Genomic DNA, 16,058 nt, shown 5'->3' on the forward strand with positions numbered 1-16,058 from the left:
GGGTCGGAGGGGTCCGGGTGGGCCCGGTCCCAGGCGGTGAGGAGCGGGGTCAGTTCGCCCTCGTCAGGGGGCTGGGCAGGGGCCGCCGCCTGTTCCGTTGTCTTTCCGGTTGCCATCGCCGTTGCCTTTGCCTTTGCCTTTGCGGTGGGCTTCGAGGTTGCTTTCGCGCTGGGCTTCGCGGTCGTCTTCCTGGTGGTGATGGGCTCGAGCGGGTTCATCGGATGTCCCTTCGGCGCGTCTTTGGCTTCGGTTCCACGATGCCGCTGCGGCGGCGCCCTCGCCATGAAGCCTCCCACCGGACGGGAGGTGTAGGTGGCCGTAATTCCGGGGGGTTGCCCGCACCCCGAGGATCCGTCGGTGGAAGGAGTGCGAGGCCGTGGGCACGAGGCGGTACCGGGCGTTGACGCGGGTGCTGCCTCCTCGCAGGTCGGCACCCAGTCGTCTGCCACAACGACCCCGGCCCGAACAACCCGTCTTCAGGGAGGACGGCCCGGAGGGTGTACCGGTCGCCTTTCCGGTTGGCGGGACGGGACGGAAGGCGATCCCCGCGGCGGAGGCGCACGGGGCGTTGCCGGAGCCCGCCGCCGTCCCTGAACTGCTGCTGTAGCGGACTTCGCTGAGGCGCCCGAGTCTGCCGCGGTACGCCAATCTGGGCTCTGACCTGCACGGATACGGTCGCCGGAGCCCGTTGTCAGTGGTGCCCTCTAATCTCGGAGGCGATGGCACAGGCATGGAAGTGCTCGGGGCTGCGGTGGGCGGGCGGCGGTCCCGTGCTGGCTTGGGACGGTGGTCGGCGCAGCGCGCTGACCTGGGGGAAACGGGTGGCCTTCAGGGTCGCGGACGGGGGTGTACGGACATGTGTGGGAGCGCGGGGGCATACGTGCCCGGTGCGGGCGGCCGTGCCGGGACGGAGTACGGGGGCCCGCTGCGAGGAGTGCGCGCGGCTGGACCGGGCGCACTCCGTTGCCGCCGACACGATCGCGGACGATCCGCGCCCGTACCACGTGTATCTGGCGTGGTTCGGGCCCGGCATGGTCAAGGTCGGGATCACCGCCGAAGAACGGGGCTCGGCGCGGCTGCTCGAGCAGGGCGCGGTGTGCTTCAGCTGGCTGGGTCTGGGGCCTTTGATGGCCGCCCGGCGCACGGAGGAGCTGCTGCGCGCCGCGCTCCGGGTGCCCGACCGCATTCCGTACGGCGAGAAGCGGGCCGTCCGATCCCGGCTGCCGGCTTCGGCGGCTGAGCGGGCGGCCGAGGTGGAGGCGCTGCACGGCCGGGCCTGCGCGCTGACCGCCTGGCCGGAGTCGCTGAGGCGGGAGCCGTGCCAAGTCGTCGACCACGTGGGGGTGTTCGGGCTCACCGATCTTCCGGCCGCCGCGGGGGAGGTGACAGAGCTGGCCGCGGGCAGCGGGGTGAACGGGAAGCTGCTCGCGGCCGCGGGGCCCGATCTGCACCTCGCGACGGGACGCGGGGTCATCGTGCTCGACACGCGGCTGATGACGGGGTGGGCCATCGTGCCTAGCGGGGACGGGGAGGGGATCACCGTTCCGGTGAGAGAGGTGAGGGGGGTGAGGGAGGCGGCCGGGTTTCAGGACGGACTCTTCTGACGGCTCGCTTCGCCGGGTCTGGTGGGCCCTCTTCGGTGGACCTGGCGGGGCTCTTCAGCGGTGCGGACGGCCTGCTTCGCCGGGTCTGGTGGGCCTCTTCGGCGGGTCTGGCGGGCCTCTTCGGCGGCGCGGACGGCCTGCTTCGCCCGATCTGGCGGGCCTCGTCGCCGATCTGGCTGCCAGCTTCGCCCGGTCTGACGGCCTGATCGCCGGGCCCAGCCGACTGCTCCGCCGGGGCTGACGGCCTGATCGCCGGGTCTAGCCGACTGCTTCGTCGGGCCCAGCCGACTGCTTCGTCGGGCCCAGCCGACTGCTCCGCCGGGCCCAGCCGACTGCTTCGCCGGGGCTGACGGCCTGATCGCCGGGTCTAGCTGACTGCTTCGCCGGGCCCAGCCGACTGCTCCGCCGGGGCTGACGGCCTGCTCCGCCGTGTCTGGCCAACTGCTCGACCGAAACTGACGGCCTGCTCCGCCGGGGCTGAGGAACTACTCCGCCGGGGCTGAGGAACCGCTCGCCGGGCTGTTCCGAGCATCCAGATCTGGGTGAGGGTGAGGATGAGAGGCGGGAGAAGACCGGCGAGTGGGTTCGAGAGGGCATATGGCTGAGATGGCGGAGGCCGGGCAGGTCCGGTGGTTCTGGGAGCGGCTGGGGCTGCCGGGGCTGGTCGATGTGCACACGCACTTCATGCCCGAGCGCGTGTTGCGCAAGGTGTGGGGCTACTTCGACTCGCTCGGGCCGCTGACCGGCGGGGTGGAGTGGCCGATCACGTACCGGGCGGAGGAGGAGGAACGGGTCGCGCTGATACGGGAGTTCGGGGTGCGGGCCTTCACCGCCATGCTCTACCCGCACAAGCCCGGCATGGCACGGTGGCTCAACAGCTGGGCCGTCGAGTTCGCCGCCCGCACTCCCGACTGTCTGCACACCTCGACCCTCTTCCCGGAGGACGGGGTCGAGGCCTACGTCCAGGAGGCGGTCGACGCCGGGGCGCGGGTCTTCAAGGCGCATGTGCAGGTGGGCGCGTACGACCCGGCCAGTGAACTCCTCGATCCGGCTTGGGGGTTGCTCGCGGAGGCGGGCGTGCCGGTGGTGATCCACTGCGGTTCAGGACCCGCGCCCGGCAAGCACACCGGGCCCGAGCCGATCGCCCGCGTGCTGGCCCGCCATCCCCGGCTGCGGCTGGTCGTCGCGCACATGGGGATGCACGAGTACGAGGACTTCCTCGACCTGGCCGAGCGGTACGGGGAGGTGCGGCTGGACACGACGATGGCGTTCACGGACTTCAGTGAACGGTTCGCGCCGTTCCCCGGGCGGGCCCTGCCCCGGCTCGCGGACCTCGGCGGACGCGTTCTGCTGGGCAGCGACTTCCCCAACATCCCGTATCCCTACGTCCACCAACTCCACGCCCTGGAGCGCCTGGACCTCGGCGACGACTGGCTGCGGGCCGTGTGCCACGACAACGGGGCGCGGCTCTTCGGACTTTGAGGCCCGTGGGTTCCTTACCCCTCCCCGGGGCTTCGAGCCCCGGGAACCTCTCTCACCCAGGCCCCCCACAGACAGCCTTTACGTTCCGAACACCCCGGCCCACGGATGATGAACCCGTCCCGACCGGCGCGGACACGGCCGGGCAAGAACTTCCCAGGGGTTCCCTGAGAGGCGCCTGTGCGTTTCTCAGGGAAATCACAGGTTGTCGAAAGGGTGCTCTCAGAGGATCCAGACAGTGTGTCCACCATGACCACGACCTCGCCCCAGGGGCGCACCGAACTGCTGAGGCCGGACGGGAGCCCCGTCCGCGTGCTTGTGGTGGACGACGAGCTGTCGATCACCGAACTGCTGTCCATGGCCCTCCGTTACGAGGGCTGGCAGATACGGTCGGCCGGAGACGGCACGGGAGCCATCCAGACCGCTCGTGAGTTCCGTCCCGACGCCGTCGTACTCGACATGATGCTGCCGGACATGGACGGGCTGACCGTCCTGGGGCGGCTGCGCCGGGAGCTGCCGGACGTGCCGGTGCTGTTCCTGACGGCCAAGGACGCGGTCGAGGACCGTATCGCCGGGCTCACCGCCGGCGGCGACGACTACGTCACCAAGCCGTTCTCCCTGGAGGAGGTCGTGGCGCGGCTGCGGGGTCTCATCCGCCGTTCCGGTGCCGCCGACCGGCGCTCGGACTCCGTGCTCGTGGTCGGTGACCTCACCCTGGACGAGGACAGCCACGAGGTGTCGCGGGCCGGGGACTCCATCCACCTCACCGCGACCGAGTTCGAGCTGCTGCGCTTCCTGATGCGGAATCCTCGGCGCGTGCTCAGCAAGGCGCAGATCCTCGACCGGGTGTGGTCGTACGACTTCGGTGGGCAGGCCAATGTGGTCGAGCTGTACATCTCGTATCTGCGGCGCAAGATCGATGCCGGGCGGGAGCCGATGATCCACACGCGGCGTGGGGCCGGTTATCTGATCAAGCCCGCCGCCTCATGAGCGGGCGACGACGAACGCGTCCGCAGCAGCGACGAGCGGGACAGCCGCGCACCCTGCGGGCGCGGCTCGTCGTCGCTTCCGTGGTGCTGATCGCGGTGGTGTGCGCGGTGATCGGCACGGTGACGACAGTGGCGCTGAAGTCTCATCTGTACGACCAGCTCGACACCAAGGTGAGGGACGTCGCCATGCGCGCGGTCGGCGGTCGCATGGACGGCAAGCAGCCTCCCGGAGGTCAGCTCGACGGTTCGAACGGCAGTTCCGCTGGGACGTCGGTCCCGCCCAGCGCTCGTGACGACGACACGCCGGCGAGTGCCAAGGCCAGTAGGTTCGTCAAGCAACCCCCGACGCAGCCCAGAACTGTCGCCGCCTACGTGCAGAACGGCAAGATCGTCAGTGCCGCCGTCGCGGAGCAGACGAGCGACAGCAACGGCGTGTTCAAGAACATGCGGGCGGCCAGTCTCACCACGGCCCAGACAGCTGCCCTCGCCTCCGTGGCGAAGGACAACAACGAGCACTCCGTGTCGATCCCGGGTCTCGGGGACTACCGCGTCCGGTACGTCTCGAACGGCGGCGACTCCTACTATGTCGCCCTCCCGACTGCTGAGGTCGACAACACGATCAACACCCTCATCCTCGTCGAGGTCAGCGTCACCGCCGCCGGGCTCGGGGCCGCCGTCATCGCCGGTTACGTGCTCGTCGGTGTCGCCACCCGGCCGTTGCGGCGCGTCGCCGCCACCGCGACCCGGGTGTCCGAACTGCCGCTGCACACCGGTGAGGTGAATCTCAGTGAGCGGGTGCCCGAGTCCGAGACCGATCCGCACACCGAGGTCGGCCAGGTCGGCGCCGCGCTCAACCGGATGCTGGACCACGTCCACGGCGCCCTGCACGCCCGTCAGCAGAGCGAGATGCGGGTACGGCAGTTCGTGGCCGACGCCAGCCACGAGCTGCGCACCCCCCTCGCCTCCATCCGCGGGTACGCCGAGCTGACCCGGCGCGGGAGGGAGCAGGTCGGGCCCGACACCCGGCACGCCCTGGGCCGGATCGAGTCCGAGGCCGGACGGATGACCCTCCTGGTCGAGGATCTGCTGCTGCTCGCCCGGCTCGACGCGGGGCGGCCGTTGCAGTTCGAGCAGACCGATCTGATCCCGCTGGTCGTGGACACCGTCAGCGACTCCCGCGCGGCCGGCATGGACCACAACTGGCGGCTGGACCTGCCCGACGAACCTGCGCTGGTGTCGGCGGACGCGGCCCGCATCCAGCAGGTGCTGGTCAATCTGCTGGGCAACGCCCGCAAGCACACGCCGCCCGGCACCACCGTCACCGCACGGATCCAGCGGCGCGGCCCGTGGATGTGCGTGGACGTCGAGGACAACGGCCAGGGCATCCCGCCCGACCTGCTGCCGCACGTCTTCGAGCGGTTCGCCCGCGGCGACTCGGCGCGTTCGCGTGCCACGGGGTCCACCGGGCTCGGGCTCGCCATCGTGCAGGCCGTCGCGACCGCGCACGGCGGCGCGGTGACCGTGGACAGCGTTCCGGGCCGTACGGTCTTCACCGTCCATCTGCCGGCGCTCGCCCCGGCGCTCCCCCACCCGGCTCCCGAAACGAACTGGCAATCGCACTCACAGGTGCAGCACAGTGCCAGCACATGGGTGCAACAGGGCACTTGACCACAGTCGTTTCCATGCGAACCGACTCTTCTCCCGGCACCCTGCCGGCGCGGGAGCACCTCCCGGCCGGCGACGCCGGTACGCCTGTCCTGGACGTAGTGATCCCCGTCTACAACGAGGAGAAGGACCTCCAGCCGTGTGTGCTGAGACTGCACGAGCACCTCAAGCGCACGTTCCCGTACGCGTTCCGCATCACCATCGCGGACAACGCGTCGACCGACACCACCCCGACGGTGGCGTCGCGGCTGGAGTCGGAGATCGCCGAGGTCAGGAACTTCCGCCTGGAGCAGAAGGGCCGCGGACGCGCCCTGCGCACCGTGTGGTCCGCCTCGGACGCCCCGATCCTCGCCTACATGGACGTGGACCTCTCCACCGACCTCAACGCCCTGCTGCCGCTGGTGGCCCCGCTGATCTCGGGCCACTCGGACCTCGCCATCGGCTCGCGGCTCTCCCGCAGCTCCCGGGTGGTGCGCGGTCCCAAGCGGGAGTTCATCTCACGGACGTACAACCTGATCCTGCGCGGCTCGCTGCAGGCCCGCTTCTCGGACGCGCAGTGCGGATTCAAGGCGATCCGGCGTGATGTCGCCCAGGTGCTGCTGCCGCTGGTGGAGGACACCGGCTGGTTCTTCGACACCGAGATGCTGGTCATCGCCGAACGCGCGGGCCTTCGTATCCACGAGGTGCCCGTCGACTGGGTCGACGACCCCGACTCCACCGTCCACATCGTGAAGACGGCGACCGAGGACCTCAAGGGCGTGTGGCGGGTGGGCAAGGCGCTCGCGACCGGTTCGCTGCCGCTGGACCGGATCACCCGCCCGTTCGGCGACGACCCGCGTGACCGCGAGATCCAGGACGTGCCGAAGGGACTGGCCCGCCAGCTCGTCGGGTTCTGTGTCGTCGGCGGTCTGTCGACCCTCTTCTACCTCGTCCTCTACAGCCTCTTCCGGCAGTTCGGCGGCTCGCAGCTCGCCAACGCGCTCGCGCTGCTCGTCTCCGCGGTCGCCAACACGGCCGCCAACCGGCGTCTGACCTTCGGGGTGCGCGGCCGCGGGGGCGCCGTCCGCCACCAGGCGCAGGGCCTCGTCGTCTTCGGCATCGGCCTCGCCCTGACCAGCGGCTCGCTCGCCGCCCTGAACGCGGCGACGTCCGACCCGGCGCACTCCACCGAGCTGGCGGTGCTGATCGCCGCCAACCTCGCGGCGACCGTGCTGCGCTTCCTGCTCTTCCGCGCCTGGGTCTTCCCCGAGCGGGACGACAGCCGGCCGTCCACGGTGGTGGCCGCGCACACCCCGTCCTCGCCGACGTACGTGACGACCCCGACGACCCCGTTCCCGCAGTACCAGCCGCAGCACCCGCTGCCACAGCGCCCGGCCGCGTACCGGGGCCACGACACCACCCAGTTCCGCGCCGGCGAAGTCGCGGACCGCACCTGGGAGGACGCCACGCTGCATCTGCAGCCGGTGCGTCCGACCGACACCGATCCGAGGGACGCCCGATGACCACCCACTACGACCGGACGACGTACGAGGGGGGACCCGGTCCCTCCTCCTGGGGGCCGCCCCCCGGCCCCACGGTGACCACGGCCGTGCAGGAGCCGGTGATCCCCACCGAGCCCCGGGCCGGCGAGCCGCGGCAGCCCTTCGTACGCAGACTGTGGCGCGGCCGCCCCGAGGACCCCCGCTGGGCGCGCCCGGCCTTCCTCGGACTGCTGGCCGCCACCCTGCTCCTCTACCTCTACAACCTGAGCGCCTCCGGCTACGCCAACTCCTTCTACTCGGCGGCCGTGCAGGCCGGCAGCAAGTCCTGGAAGGCGTTCTTCTTCGGTTCGCTGGACGCGGGCAACGCGATCACCGTCGACAAGCCCCCGGCGTCTCTGTGGCCGATGGAGCTGTCGGTGCGGATCCTCGGCCTCAACTCCTGGGCGATCCTTCTCCCCGAGGTCCTGATGGGCGTCGGCGCGGTGGCCGTGGTCTACGCGGGAGTGCGGCGCCGCTTCAGCCCCGGGGCCGGTCTGATCGCGGGTGCGGTGCTCGCGCTCACTCCCGTCGCGGCGCTGATGTTCCGGTTCAACAACCCGGACGCCATGCTGGCCCTGCTGATGGCGCTGGCCTGCTACTTCGTGGTGCGTGCCGTCGAGGACGGCAGGACGAGGTGGCTGGTGTGGGCCGGTGTGGCGATCGGCTTCGCGTTCCTCGCCAAGACCCTGCAGGCCTTCCTGATCCTGCCGCCGCTGGCGATCGTGTACGCGGTCTGCGCGCCGGTGCCGGTGAGGAAGCGGTTCGCACAGCTGGCCGCGGCGACGCTCGCGCTGGTCGTCTCCGGCGGCTGGTGGGTCGCGATCGTCGAGCTGTGGCCCGCGTCCTCCCGCCCCTACATCGGCGGTTCGCAGAACAACAGCTTCCTCGAGCTGACCTTCGGCTACAACGGCTTCGGCCGCCTCAGCGGCGACGAGACCGGCAGCGTCGGCGGCGGTGGCGGAGGCGGCGGCACCGGCATGTGGGGCGCCACCGGCTGGAACCGGATGTTCAACTCCGAGGTCGGCGGCCAGATCTCCTGGCTGCTCCCGGCCGCGCTGGTCCTCTTCGTCGCCGGCCTGGTGGCCACCCGCAAACTCAAGCGGACCTCGGTCACCCGCGCCTCGTTCCTGGTCTGGGGCGGCTCGCTGCTGATGACCATGGTCGTCTTCAGCTACATGGCGGGCATCTTCCACCAGTACTACACGGTGGCCCTCGCTCCCTACATGGCCGCGGTCATCGGCATGGGCTCGGCGATCCTGTGGGAGAAGCGCAGGGAGACCTGGGCCTCGATCACCCTCGCGGGCGCGGTCGTGGCGAGCGCGGTGTGGAGTTACGTCCTGCTCAACCGCACCTCGAGCTACCTGCCCTGGCTGAAGTACCTCGTGCTGATCGGCGGTCTGACCGCCGCGCTCGGCCTCATCTTCGCCGGCCGGATCAACCGGCAGCTCGCCCTCGGGGCGGCGGCCGTGGGTCTGGTCGCCTCCCTGGCCGGCCCGACCGCGTACACCCTCAGCACCCTGCAGACGGGCCACACCGGCTCCATCGTCACGGCTGGTCCGGCGGGCGCGAGCATGATGGGCGGTCCCGGTGGCGGCGGTATGCGGGGCGGCTTCGGCGGCGGCATGCCGGGCGGGCAGAACGGCAACGGCACCGGCGGCTTCGGCGGCATGCCCGGCCAGAACGGCAACGGCAACACGCAGGGCCAGAACCAGCAGGGCAACGGCAACACCCAGGGCCGGCAGAACGGCAACGGCTTCCCCGGTGGGGGCGGCGGCGGTGGCGGCGGCGGTGGCGTCGGCGGTCTGCTGAACGGCGCCAGCGTCTCCTCCGCGGCCAAGAAGCTGCTGGAGACCGACTCGTCCAAGTACACCTGGGTCGCCGCGGCCATCGGCGCCCAGAACGCGGCGAGCTACCAGCTCTCCACCGGTGACCCGGTGATGGCGATCGGCGGCTTCAACGGCACCGACCCGTCCCCGACGCTGGCCCAGTTCCAGAAGTACGTGGCGGACGGCAAGATCCACTACTTCATCTCCTCCGGCACCGGAGGCGGCATGGGCGGCATGGGGGGCAGCAGCAGCGGTACGTCCTCGCAGATCACGTCCTGGGTCGAGAAGAACTTCAAGAAGGTGACCGTGGGTTCGTCGACCTTCTACGACCTGACGCAGAAGGCGAGCAGCTGACCCTCAGCCCGACGATCTGACAGAAAACGCGTTGTACACCGCATAGCTGCCAGCTATGCGGTGTATGGCATGTCTGATCCTCGGTGTCATCTCCGTGCTCGGGGCCGTGCTCAGTTCCTCCGGGGGCTGGCCGAGGGGCTGAAGGCCGGTCAGCTGGGGCGTGCCGTGCTCGCGTTGCCGGGCGGGTTCGTGGCGGCGGCGTTGCTGCGACGTGCGCAGCGGGCAGACTCGGAGATGGTGGCCGCCCGAGGGCCGGCCGCCGGCCGGCACCTCGATGTGTGAACGGAAGTCTAGGAAGGTACGCCATGGTGAGGGCAGCCGAGCGGGCCGTGCGGACCAGTGTGTGGCTGGAGGGCAAGGTCCGTCGGGGCGGGCGCGGCGGCGGGCAGCCGTCGGGGCTCGACCGGGACCGCATCACCGAGGTGACCGTGCGGCTCCTGGACGCCGAGGGGCTGGCGAAGTTCTCCATGCGTAGGCTGGCCGCCGAGCTGAAGGTCACCGCGATGTCCGTCTACTGGTACGTCGACACCAAGGACGACCTCCTCGAACTCGCCCTGGACGCGGTCTACGGCGAACTCACCCTGCCCGACGCGGACGCCGACGAGGACTGGCGCGAGCAGCTGCGCACGCTGGCGACGGAGTACCGCGGGCTGCTGGTCCGCCATCCCTGGCTGTCTCCGCTGGCGGGCACGTTCCTCAACATCGGCCCGAACTCGCTGGCCTTCTCCAGGGTCGTCCAGCGGGTCATCCGCAAGACCGGCCTGCCGGTGCACGGCCTGACCGGCGCCATCTCGCTCGTCTTCCAGTTCGTGTACGGGTACGGCACCATCGAGGGCCACTTCATCGCCCGCTGCGCGGAGGCGGGGATGACCCAGGACGAGTACTTCCAGCACGCGATGACCGCGGTGACCCGGTCACCGGAGGCCGCCGAGATCGTCAAGGAGAACGAGGAGATCATGGCGGCCCGGGGCGGTGACACGGTGGAGGAGATGAGGGCGAGGGACTTCACCTTCGCCCTGGACCTCCTGATCGCAGGCATCGAGGCGATGACCGCCAGGCCCCACTAGCCCTCAGGCGCCCGGCGAGCCCAGCCGTGCCGGGAAGCCGCCGGTGGCCACGGGTCCCCACCGCTCCGGGGTGACCCGGATGATGGACTTGCCCTGCTTGACCATGGCCTCGCGGGCCCCTTCTTCCTGCGCCCCTCGCGCTGCTTCGCAGGCTTCGGAGCGCTGCGCCGGACTCCGTCCGTCGGGTGGCGTTGGACGGTGTCGACTGGCCCTCAGGCGCCCGGCGAGCCCAGCCGCGCAGGGAACCCGCCGGTGGCGACCGGGCCCCAGCGTTCGGGGGTGACCCGGATGATGGACTTGCCCTGCTTGACCATCGCCTCGCGGGCCCCTTCTTTCTGCGCCCCTCGCGCTGCTTCGCAGGCTTCGGAGCGCTGCGCCGGACTCCGTCCGTCGGGTGGCGTTGGACGGTGTCGACTGGCCCTCAGGCGCCCGGCGAGCCCAGCCGCGCAGGGAACCCGCCGGTGGCGACCGGGCCCCAGCGTTCGGGGGTGACCCGGATGATGGACTTGCCCTGCTTGACCATCGCCTCGCGGGCCCCTTCTTTCTGCGCCCCTCGCGCTGCTTCGCAGGCTTCGGAGCGCTGCGCCGGACTCCGTCCGTCGGGTGGCGTTGGACGGTGTCGACTGGCCCTCAGGCGCCCGGCGAGCCCAGCCGCGCAGGGAACCCGCCGGTGGCGACCGGGCCCCAGCGTTCGGGGGTGACCCGGATGATGGACTTGCCCTGCTTGACCATCGCCTCGCGGTACTCGTCCCAGTCGGGGTGTTCGCCGGCGATGTTGCGGTAGTACTCCACCAGGGGCTCCACGGAGTCGGGGGAGTCGATGACCTCCGCGGTGCCGTCGATCTGGACCCAGGGTCCGTTCCAGTCGTCGCTCAGGACCACCAGGCTGACGCGGTCGTCCCGCTTCGCGTTCCGTGTCTTCGCGCGCTCGGGGTACGTGGAGACCACGATCCGCCCCGAGTCGTCGACCCCGCAGGTCAGCGGCGAGGCCTGCGGGCTTCCGTCGGCCCGTCGCGTGAGCAGGATCGCGCGGTGCCGCGGCCGTACGAAGTCCAGCAACTCGTCCAGCGAGACGGTCGTGTTCGTAGCGATGTTCGGTGCCATGGAGCCAGCCTAGGCCGACGGCCTCCGCTCAGCCTGCTCCTGTCAGGCCTACGCCTGCGGCAGGGACTCCCCCTGCACCGCCTGGATGTCCAGCTCCACCCGCAGGGTCGTGCCGATGGCGGCGATCCCGGCCTGGATCACCTGGTTGTAGTTCATGGCGAAGTCCTCGCGCCGCAGCTCGGTCGTCGCGCGGAAGGCGGCCCGGGTGCCGCCCCAGGGATCGGCGCCCGTGCCCAGGTAGGCGAGGTCCAGGTCCACCGGCCGGACGATCCCGCGCAGGGTCAGCTCCCCGTGCACGGTCCAGCGGTCGGAGCCCGCCGCCGTGAGCCCGGAGGACCGGTAGGTGATCTCCGGGTACTTCTCGGCGTCCAGGAAGTCCGGCGAGCGCAGATGGTCGTCGCGCATGCCGTTGCCCGTGTCGATCGAGGCGGCCCGGATCACCGCCTCCACCCGCGACTTCTCCACCTCGTCCGGCGCGATCTCGATCCGCCCGGCGAAGTCGGTGAAGCGGCCGTGGACGCTGGAGATGCCCAGGTGCTGGGCGACCGCGCCCACCGAGGAGTGCGCGGGGTCGATGGTCCACGCCCCCGGCGGCGGCAGCTCGGTGCCGCCCTGCCGGGCCAGCGTCACGTTCCCGAGCTCGGCCCGGCCGCTCGCGGTGACGATCGCCGTGGACGCGGCGGGCGCGTACCCGACGGCGGTGACGATGACGACGTACGGCCCGGGGGCCAGCGCGGTCGTGTCCCGTACGGCCCCCTCGGCGTCCGCCTCGGCCCGCAGCACCTGCGCGCCGGTCATGTCGGTCACCGTGACGACCGCGTGCGACACGGCCCATCCGTCCCGCGTTCGGATCCTCGCGGTCAGTCCCATCCCGTTTCTCCCTGCGAAAGCTGTCGGTCTCAAGAGAACCGGCCCGTGGCGGGGACGCGTCCGAGCGATCGGAGCGCGTCACCGCCACGGGCCGGGGTTCGAACTACTCGGCCGGGTGGGCCAGTTCGATGTCGTGGCCGTCGACCCCGCGGCCGCTGACCGTCAGGGCCGTGGCCACCGGCGGGTAGCCGGTCGCGATGACCGTGTAGTCGCCGCTGTTCAGGTCGGTGAAGGCGTACGCCCCGTCCGCCCCGGTGGTCGCGGTCCCCACGACGTTGCCGGCCGCGTCGACCAGCGTGACCCGCGCGTCGGCCAGCGGCCCGTGCGGCGCCCGTACGACACCCTGCAGCTGCGCCCCCGAGTCGAGGTCGACCTCGATCCGGGTCACCCCGGCCCCGCCGACCTCGACGGGAAGCGCCCGCGGCCGGAACCCGGCGGCGTTCACGGCGACGGTGACCTGCCCCGGCACCAGCTCGGCGAAGGAGAACTCGCCCTGCTCACCGGTGTTTCCGGTGGCCAGCAGGTCCCCGCGCACATCGGTCACGATGACCATGGCGTCCTTGACCGGCAGCCCGTTCTCCGCGGCCCGCACCAGCCCGTTCAGCCCGCTGGTGCCGCTGAGCAGGATGTCGTACGACACCGGCTCACCGTTCACCACGACCGTGGACGCCTGCGGCTGGAACCCGTCCGCGGAGGCGATCAGGACGTACGACCCGACGCTCGGCGCGTCCACCGCGTACGAACCGTCCCCCTGCGTCACCGAGCGGCCCAGCTGACGTCCGGCCAGCGAGATCAGCGTGACGGCCGCCTGCGGCACCGGCGCGCTCTCGGCGCCGCGCACGAAGCCGCGCACCGGGATCCCGCCGGAGCCCTCGGTCGCCTCGGGCCGGGCGAGGGTGGCCACCGCGGCGAGCTTCTGCGTGCCGTCGGCGGCGGCCTCCGTGGCCTTCGCGGCCTCCGTGTCGGACACGGCCCAGCTCGGGACGTGCTCGGCGGCGGGGGCCTGCGCGGCGACCGGAGCCGCCGAAGGGGCCTCCGCCTCGGCCGGCGTCCGCTCCGCGTGCGCCGCCTGCGCCAGGGCGCCCTTGGTCCTCAGCGGGACCTCCTTGATGAACAGGGTGATCAGGAACGCGACGGCGGCGAGGCAGCCGGCGATCAGGAAGACGTCGGCGATGCCGTGGCCGTACGCGCTCTCCATGAGGGTGCGGATGGGGGCCGGCAGCTTGCCCAGGTCCGGGATGCTGTCCCCGGAGGAGCTGGAACCGGCCAGCGCGGCCCGGTACTTGGGGTCGAGGGCGGCGGCGCCGTCCGCGACGTAGTGGGTGATCCGGCGGGCCATCACCGCGCCCAGCGCCGAGACGCCGACCGCACCGCCGAGGGAGCGGAAGAAGGTGACCGTGGAGCTGGCCGAGCCGAGGTCGGCCGGGTCGACCTGGTTCTGCGTGCACAGCACCAGGTTCTGCATCATCATGCCGATGCCGAGACCCATCAGGGCCATGAAGATCGCCATCTTCCAGTACGCCGTGTCGTACCGGATGGTGCCGAGCAGGCCGAGGCCGGCCGTCACCAGGACGCCACCGCTGACCAGCCAGGCCTTCCAGCGGCCGGTGCGGGTGATGAACTGCCCGGAGACGGTGGAGGAGACGAACAGCCCACCGATCATCGGGATGGTCATCACACCGGACATCGTGGGGGACTTGTCGCGGGCGATCTGGAAGAACTGGCTGAAGAACACCGTGCCGGTGAACATCGCGACACCGACGAACAGCGAGGCCACCGAGGCCAGCGTGATGGTGCGGTTGCGGAACAGCCGCAGTGGGATGATCGGCTCCTTGGCCTTCGACTCGACGAGCACGAAGACCAGGCCGAGGACGATCGAACCGCCGACCATCGCGTAGGTCTGCCAGGAGATCCAGTCGTACTTGTCACCGGCGAAGGTGACCCAGACCAGGAGCAGCGAGACGGCCGCGGCGACGAAGAACGCGCCGGCCCAGTCGACCTTCACGTCCCGCTTCATGACGGGCAGGTGCAGGGTCTTCTGCAGCACGATCAGCGCGAGGACGGCGAAGGGGACGCCGACGTAGAAGCACCAGCGCCAGCCCAGCCACGAGGTGTCGGTGATGACACCGCCGAGCAGCGGGCCGCCGACGGTGGCGACGGCGAAGGTCGCGCCGAGGTAGCCGGAGTAACGGCCGCGCTCACGCGGGGAGATCATCGCGGCCATGACGATCTGGGCGAGCGCGCTCAGACCGCCGACGCCGATGCCCTGCACGACACGGCAGGCGATCAGCATGCCCGGGTTCTGCGAGAGCCCGGCGGCCATCGACCCCAGTACGTAGATGACCAGGGCTATCTGGACGAGCGCCTTCTTGCTGTACAGGTCGGCGAGCTTGCCCCACAGGGGCGTGGTCGCGGTCATCGCCAGCAGCGAGGCGGTGACGACCCAGGTGTAGGCGGACTGGCCGCCGCCGAGGTCGCCGATGATGTGCGGGAGGGCGTTGGTGACGATCGTGGAGGACAGGATCGCCACGAACATGCCGAGCAGCAGCCCGGAGAGCGCCTCCATGATCTGCCGGTGCGTCATCGGGGCGCTGCCGGCGGAGGCACCTCCCCCGTGCTTGGCATGAGCCCGCACACCGGCTGGTGTGGTCGTTGCCATGGGTTTCCTTTTCTTAGGTGCTCGCGGGTGTACGGGTGGTCGGTTCGAGTGCGGGGGCGGGCGGCGGGAGCCGGGGCGGCAGCGCGGCGACCCGGCTGTCGTCGAAGCTGGCGCGCAGCCGGGCCATGAGCCCGGTGAGCTGGGCGACCTCCTCGTCGCTCCAGTCGGCGAGCCGCTCGGCGAGCAGCTGCGTGGTCCGCTCGGACAGCGCCTCCAGACGGGCGAGGCCCGCGGGGGTGAGGTGCACGATCCGGGACCGCTTGTCCGCCGGGTCGGGGGAGCGGTCGATCCAGCCGCGCTCCGCGAGGTGCGCGACATGGCGGCTGGTGACCGACATGTCCACGGCGAGGAGGTCGGCCAGCTTGCTCATGCGCATGTCGCCGAAGCGGCCCAGCAGGGTCAGCACGGCGGCGCTGCCGCTCGGGCAGTCGGACGGCATGATCCGCCCGATCTCCCGCTTCACGGCGCCGAAGGCGCTGAACTGGCGCAACAACTCCTCGTACTGCACCCGCTCGGCCATCACACCTCCCGCATTCGTTGCTTGGGGCAACCATAGAAGTTGTTGGTTGCTGCAGGCAAACAAATATGGCGTGATCGGCATAAAAACTTGGCAAAGGCAAGTATTGCGAAAGTAAACACGCAGGTGGGGCGGGTCGCCGGGGCCGGAGGGCCCCCACTTGGGTCCCCCTCGCCTATTCGCTAGGGTCTCGGGCTATGGCTAACCCCCAGAACCCCCAGGGCAACTACGACCCCGCCGGCAGCACGCAGATGTTCCGTGCGTTCGTGGACGAGGGACCGCAGGGTCGGCAGCAGCAGGCCCCCGCCCCCGCGGGCCCCCGCATCGGCCTGATCGTCGGCGTCGTCGTGGCCGTCGCGGTCGTCGCCGCAGTGGCCTGGCTCGCCCTGATGTAACTCGGGCGC

At 71.0% G+C, this 16,058-nt stretch carries 12 protein-coding genes and 3 pseudogenes; 8 read left to right on the forward strand and 7 right to left on the reverse strand.

The window, feature by feature from the left end:
• The first annotated feature begins 719 nt into the window (after positions 1 to 719).
• The 7 genes from GRC12_RS20720 to GRC12_RS20750 all read left to right on the forward strand — a co-directional run bounded on the left by GRC12_RS20720 (position 720) and on the right by GRC12_RS20750 (position 10,504).
• A complete protein-coding gene (locus GRC12_RS20720) occupies positions 720 to 1,604 on the forward strand; it encodes a DUF2797 domain-containing protein (protein ID WP_208780804.1) in 885 nt (294 codons plus the stop codon).
• A 606-nt stretch (positions 1,605 to 2,210) separates the two neighbouring features.
• The gene (locus tag GRC12_RS20725; protein ID WP_439959898.1) at positions 2,211 to 3,086 is read left to right on the forward strand and encodes an amidohydrolase family protein; all 876 of its coding nucleotides are present in this window, start codon (positions 2,211 to 2,213) and stop codon (positions 3,084 to 3,086) included.
• A gap of 246 nt (positions 3,087 to 3,332) precedes the next feature.
• The gene (locus GRC12_RS20730; protein ID WP_234491525.1) at positions 3,333 to 4,073 is read left to right on the forward strand and encodes a response regulator transcription factor; all 741 of its coding nucleotides are present in this window, start codon (positions 3,333 to 3,335) and stop codon (positions 4,071 to 4,073) included.
• A complete protein-coding gene (locus GRC12_RS20735; RefSeq protein WP_208780806.1) occupies positions 4,070 to 5,740 on the forward strand; it encodes a sensor histidine kinase in 1,671 nt (556 codons plus the stop codon). Before GRC12_RS20730 ends, GRC12_RS20735 begins: the two co-directional genes overlap by 4 nt.
• A gap of 14 nt (positions 5,741 to 5,754) precedes the next feature.
• Positions 5,755 to 7,239, forward strand: coding sequence for a bifunctional glycosyltransferase family 2/GtrA family protein (locus tag GRC12_RS20740; protein ID WP_208780807.1), 1,485 nt, complete (start codon positions 5,755 to 5,757; stop codon positions 7,237 to 7,239).
• On the forward strand, positions 7,236 to 9,437 hold the full coding sequence (locus GRC12_RS20745) for a glycosyltransferase family 39 protein (protein WP_208780808.1): 2,202 nt from the start codon (positions 7,236 to 7,238) through the stop codon (positions 9,435 to 9,437). Before GRC12_RS20740 ends, GRC12_RS20745 begins: the two co-directional genes overlap by 4 nt.
• 305 nt (positions 9,438 to 9,742) lie before the next feature.
• Positions 9,743 to 10,504: a TetR/AcrR family transcriptional regulator gene (locus GRC12_RS20750; RefSeq protein ID WP_208780809.1), complete on the forward strand. Its 762-nt coding sequence runs from the start codon at positions 9,743 to 9,745 to the stop codon at positions 10,502 to 10,504.
• Positions 10,505 to 10,507: 3 nt separating this feature from the next.
• Here GRC12_RS20750 and GRC12_RS20755 read toward each other — a convergent pair.
• The 7 genes and pseudogenes from GRC12_RS20755 to GRC12_RS20785 form a co-directional block, all read right to left on the reverse strand.
• A pseudogene (locus GRC12_RS20755) lies at positions 10,508 to 10,618 on the reverse strand (PPOX class F420-dependent oxidoreductase); the annotation flags it as partial.
• Positions 10,619 to 10,716: 98 nt separating this feature from the next.
• Positions 10,717 to 10,827, reverse strand: a pseudogene (locus tag GRC12_RS20760) (PPOX class F420-dependent oxidoreductase); the annotation flags it as partial.
• Between the two features lie 98 nt (positions 10,828 to 10,925).
• Positions 10,926 to 11,036 (reverse strand): annotated as a pseudogene (locus GRC12_RS20765) (PPOX class F420-dependent oxidoreductase); the annotation flags it as partial.
• A gap of 98 nt (positions 11,037 to 11,134) precedes the next feature.
• Positions 11,135 to 11,608 carry a PPOX class F420-dependent oxidoreductase gene (locus GRC12_RS20770; RefSeq protein WP_208780810.1) on the reverse strand — a complete coding sequence of 158 codons (474 nt, stop codon included), beginning with the start codon at positions 11,606 to 11,608 and terminating at the stop codon, positions 11,135 to 11,137.
• A gap of 48 nt (positions 11,609 to 11,656) precedes the next feature.
• Positions 11,657 to 12,478 carry a YceI family protein gene (locus GRC12_RS20775; protein WP_208780811.1) on the reverse strand — a complete coding sequence of 274 codons (822 nt, stop codon included), beginning with the start codon at positions 12,476 to 12,478 and terminating at the stop codon, positions 11,657 to 11,659.
• Positions 12,479 to 12,581: 103 nt separating this feature from the next.
• The gene (locus tag GRC12_RS20780; protein ID WP_208780812.1) at positions 12,582 to 15,137 is read right to left on the reverse strand and encodes an MFS transporter; all 2,556 of its coding nucleotides are present in this window, start codon (positions 15,135 to 15,137) and stop codon (positions 12,582 to 12,584) included.
• 13 nt (positions 15,138 to 15,150) lie between these two features.
• Entirely contained in the window at positions 15,151 to 15,657 is a 507-nt protein-coding gene (locus tag GRC12_RS20785) for a MarR family winged helix-turn-helix transcriptional regulator (RefSeq protein WP_208780813.1), read from the reverse strand.
• Between the two features lie 194 nt (positions 15,658 to 15,851).
• On the opposite strand from GRC12_RS20785, the gene GRC12_RS20790 reads away from it, so the two are divergent.
• On the forward strand, positions 15,852 to 16,049 hold the full coding sequence (locus GRC12_RS20790) for a hypothetical protein (protein ID WP_208780814.1): 198 nt from the start codon (positions 15,852 to 15,854) through the stop codon (positions 16,047 to 16,049).
• Positions 16,050 to 16,058: the final 9 nt, after the last annotated feature.

It is taken from the genome of Streptomyces griseorubiginosus (genome assembly GCF_017614965.1).
Classification (GTDB): Bacteria; Actinomycetota; Actinomycetes; order Streptomycetales; family Streptomycetaceae; genus Streptomyces; species Streptomyces griseorubiginosus_B.

Bases quoted from the DNA above. Each gene is read 5' to 3' on its own strand.
- GRC12_RS20720 (WP_208780804.1), top strand. From the start codon at position 720: ATGGCACAGGCATGGAAGTGCTCGGGGCTGCGGTGGGCGGGCGGCGGT.
- GRC12_RS20725 (WP_439959898.1), top strand. From the start codon at position 2,211: ATGGCGGAGGCCGGGCAGGTCCGGTGGTTCTGGGAGCGGCTGGGGCTG.
- GRC12_RS20730 (WP_234491525.1), top strand. From the start codon at position 3,333: ATGACCACGACCTCGCCCCAGGGGCGCACCGAACTGCTGAGGCCGGAC.
- GRC12_RS20735 (WP_208780806.1), top strand. From the start codon at position 4,070: ATGAGCGGGCGACGACGAACGCGTCCGCAGCAGCGACGAGCGGGACAG.
- GRC12_RS20740 (WP_208780807.1), top strand. From the start codon at position 5,755: ATGCGAACCGACTCTTCTCCCGGCACCCTGCCGGCGCGGGAGCACCTC.
- GRC12_RS20745 (WP_208780808.1), top strand. From the start codon at position 7,236: ATGACCACCCACTACGACCGGACGACGTACGAGGGGGGACCCGGTCCC.
- GRC12_RS20750 (WP_208780809.1), top strand. From the start codon at position 9,743: ATGGTGAGGGCAGCCGAGCGGGCCGTGCGGACCAGTGTGTGGCTGGAG.
- GRC12_RS20770 (WP_208780810.1), bottom strand. From the start codon at position 11,608: ATGGCACCGAACATCGCTACGAACACGACCGTCTCGCTGGACGAGTTG.
- GRC12_RS20775 (WP_208780811.1), bottom strand. From the start codon at position 12,478: ATGGGACTGACCGCGAGGATCCGAACGCGGGACGGATGGGCCGTGTCG.
- GRC12_RS20780 (WP_208780812.1), bottom strand. From the start codon at position 15,137: ATGGCAACGACCACACCAGCCGGTGTGCGGGCTCATGCCAAGCACGGG.
- GRC12_RS20785 (WP_208780813.1), bottom strand. From the start codon at position 15,657: ATGGCCGAGCGGGTGCAGTACGAGGAGTTGTTGCGCCAGTTCAGCGCC.
- GRC12_RS20790 (WP_208780814.1), top strand. From the start codon at position 15,852: ATGGCTAACCCCCAGAACCCCCAGGGCAACTACGACCCCGCCGGCAGC.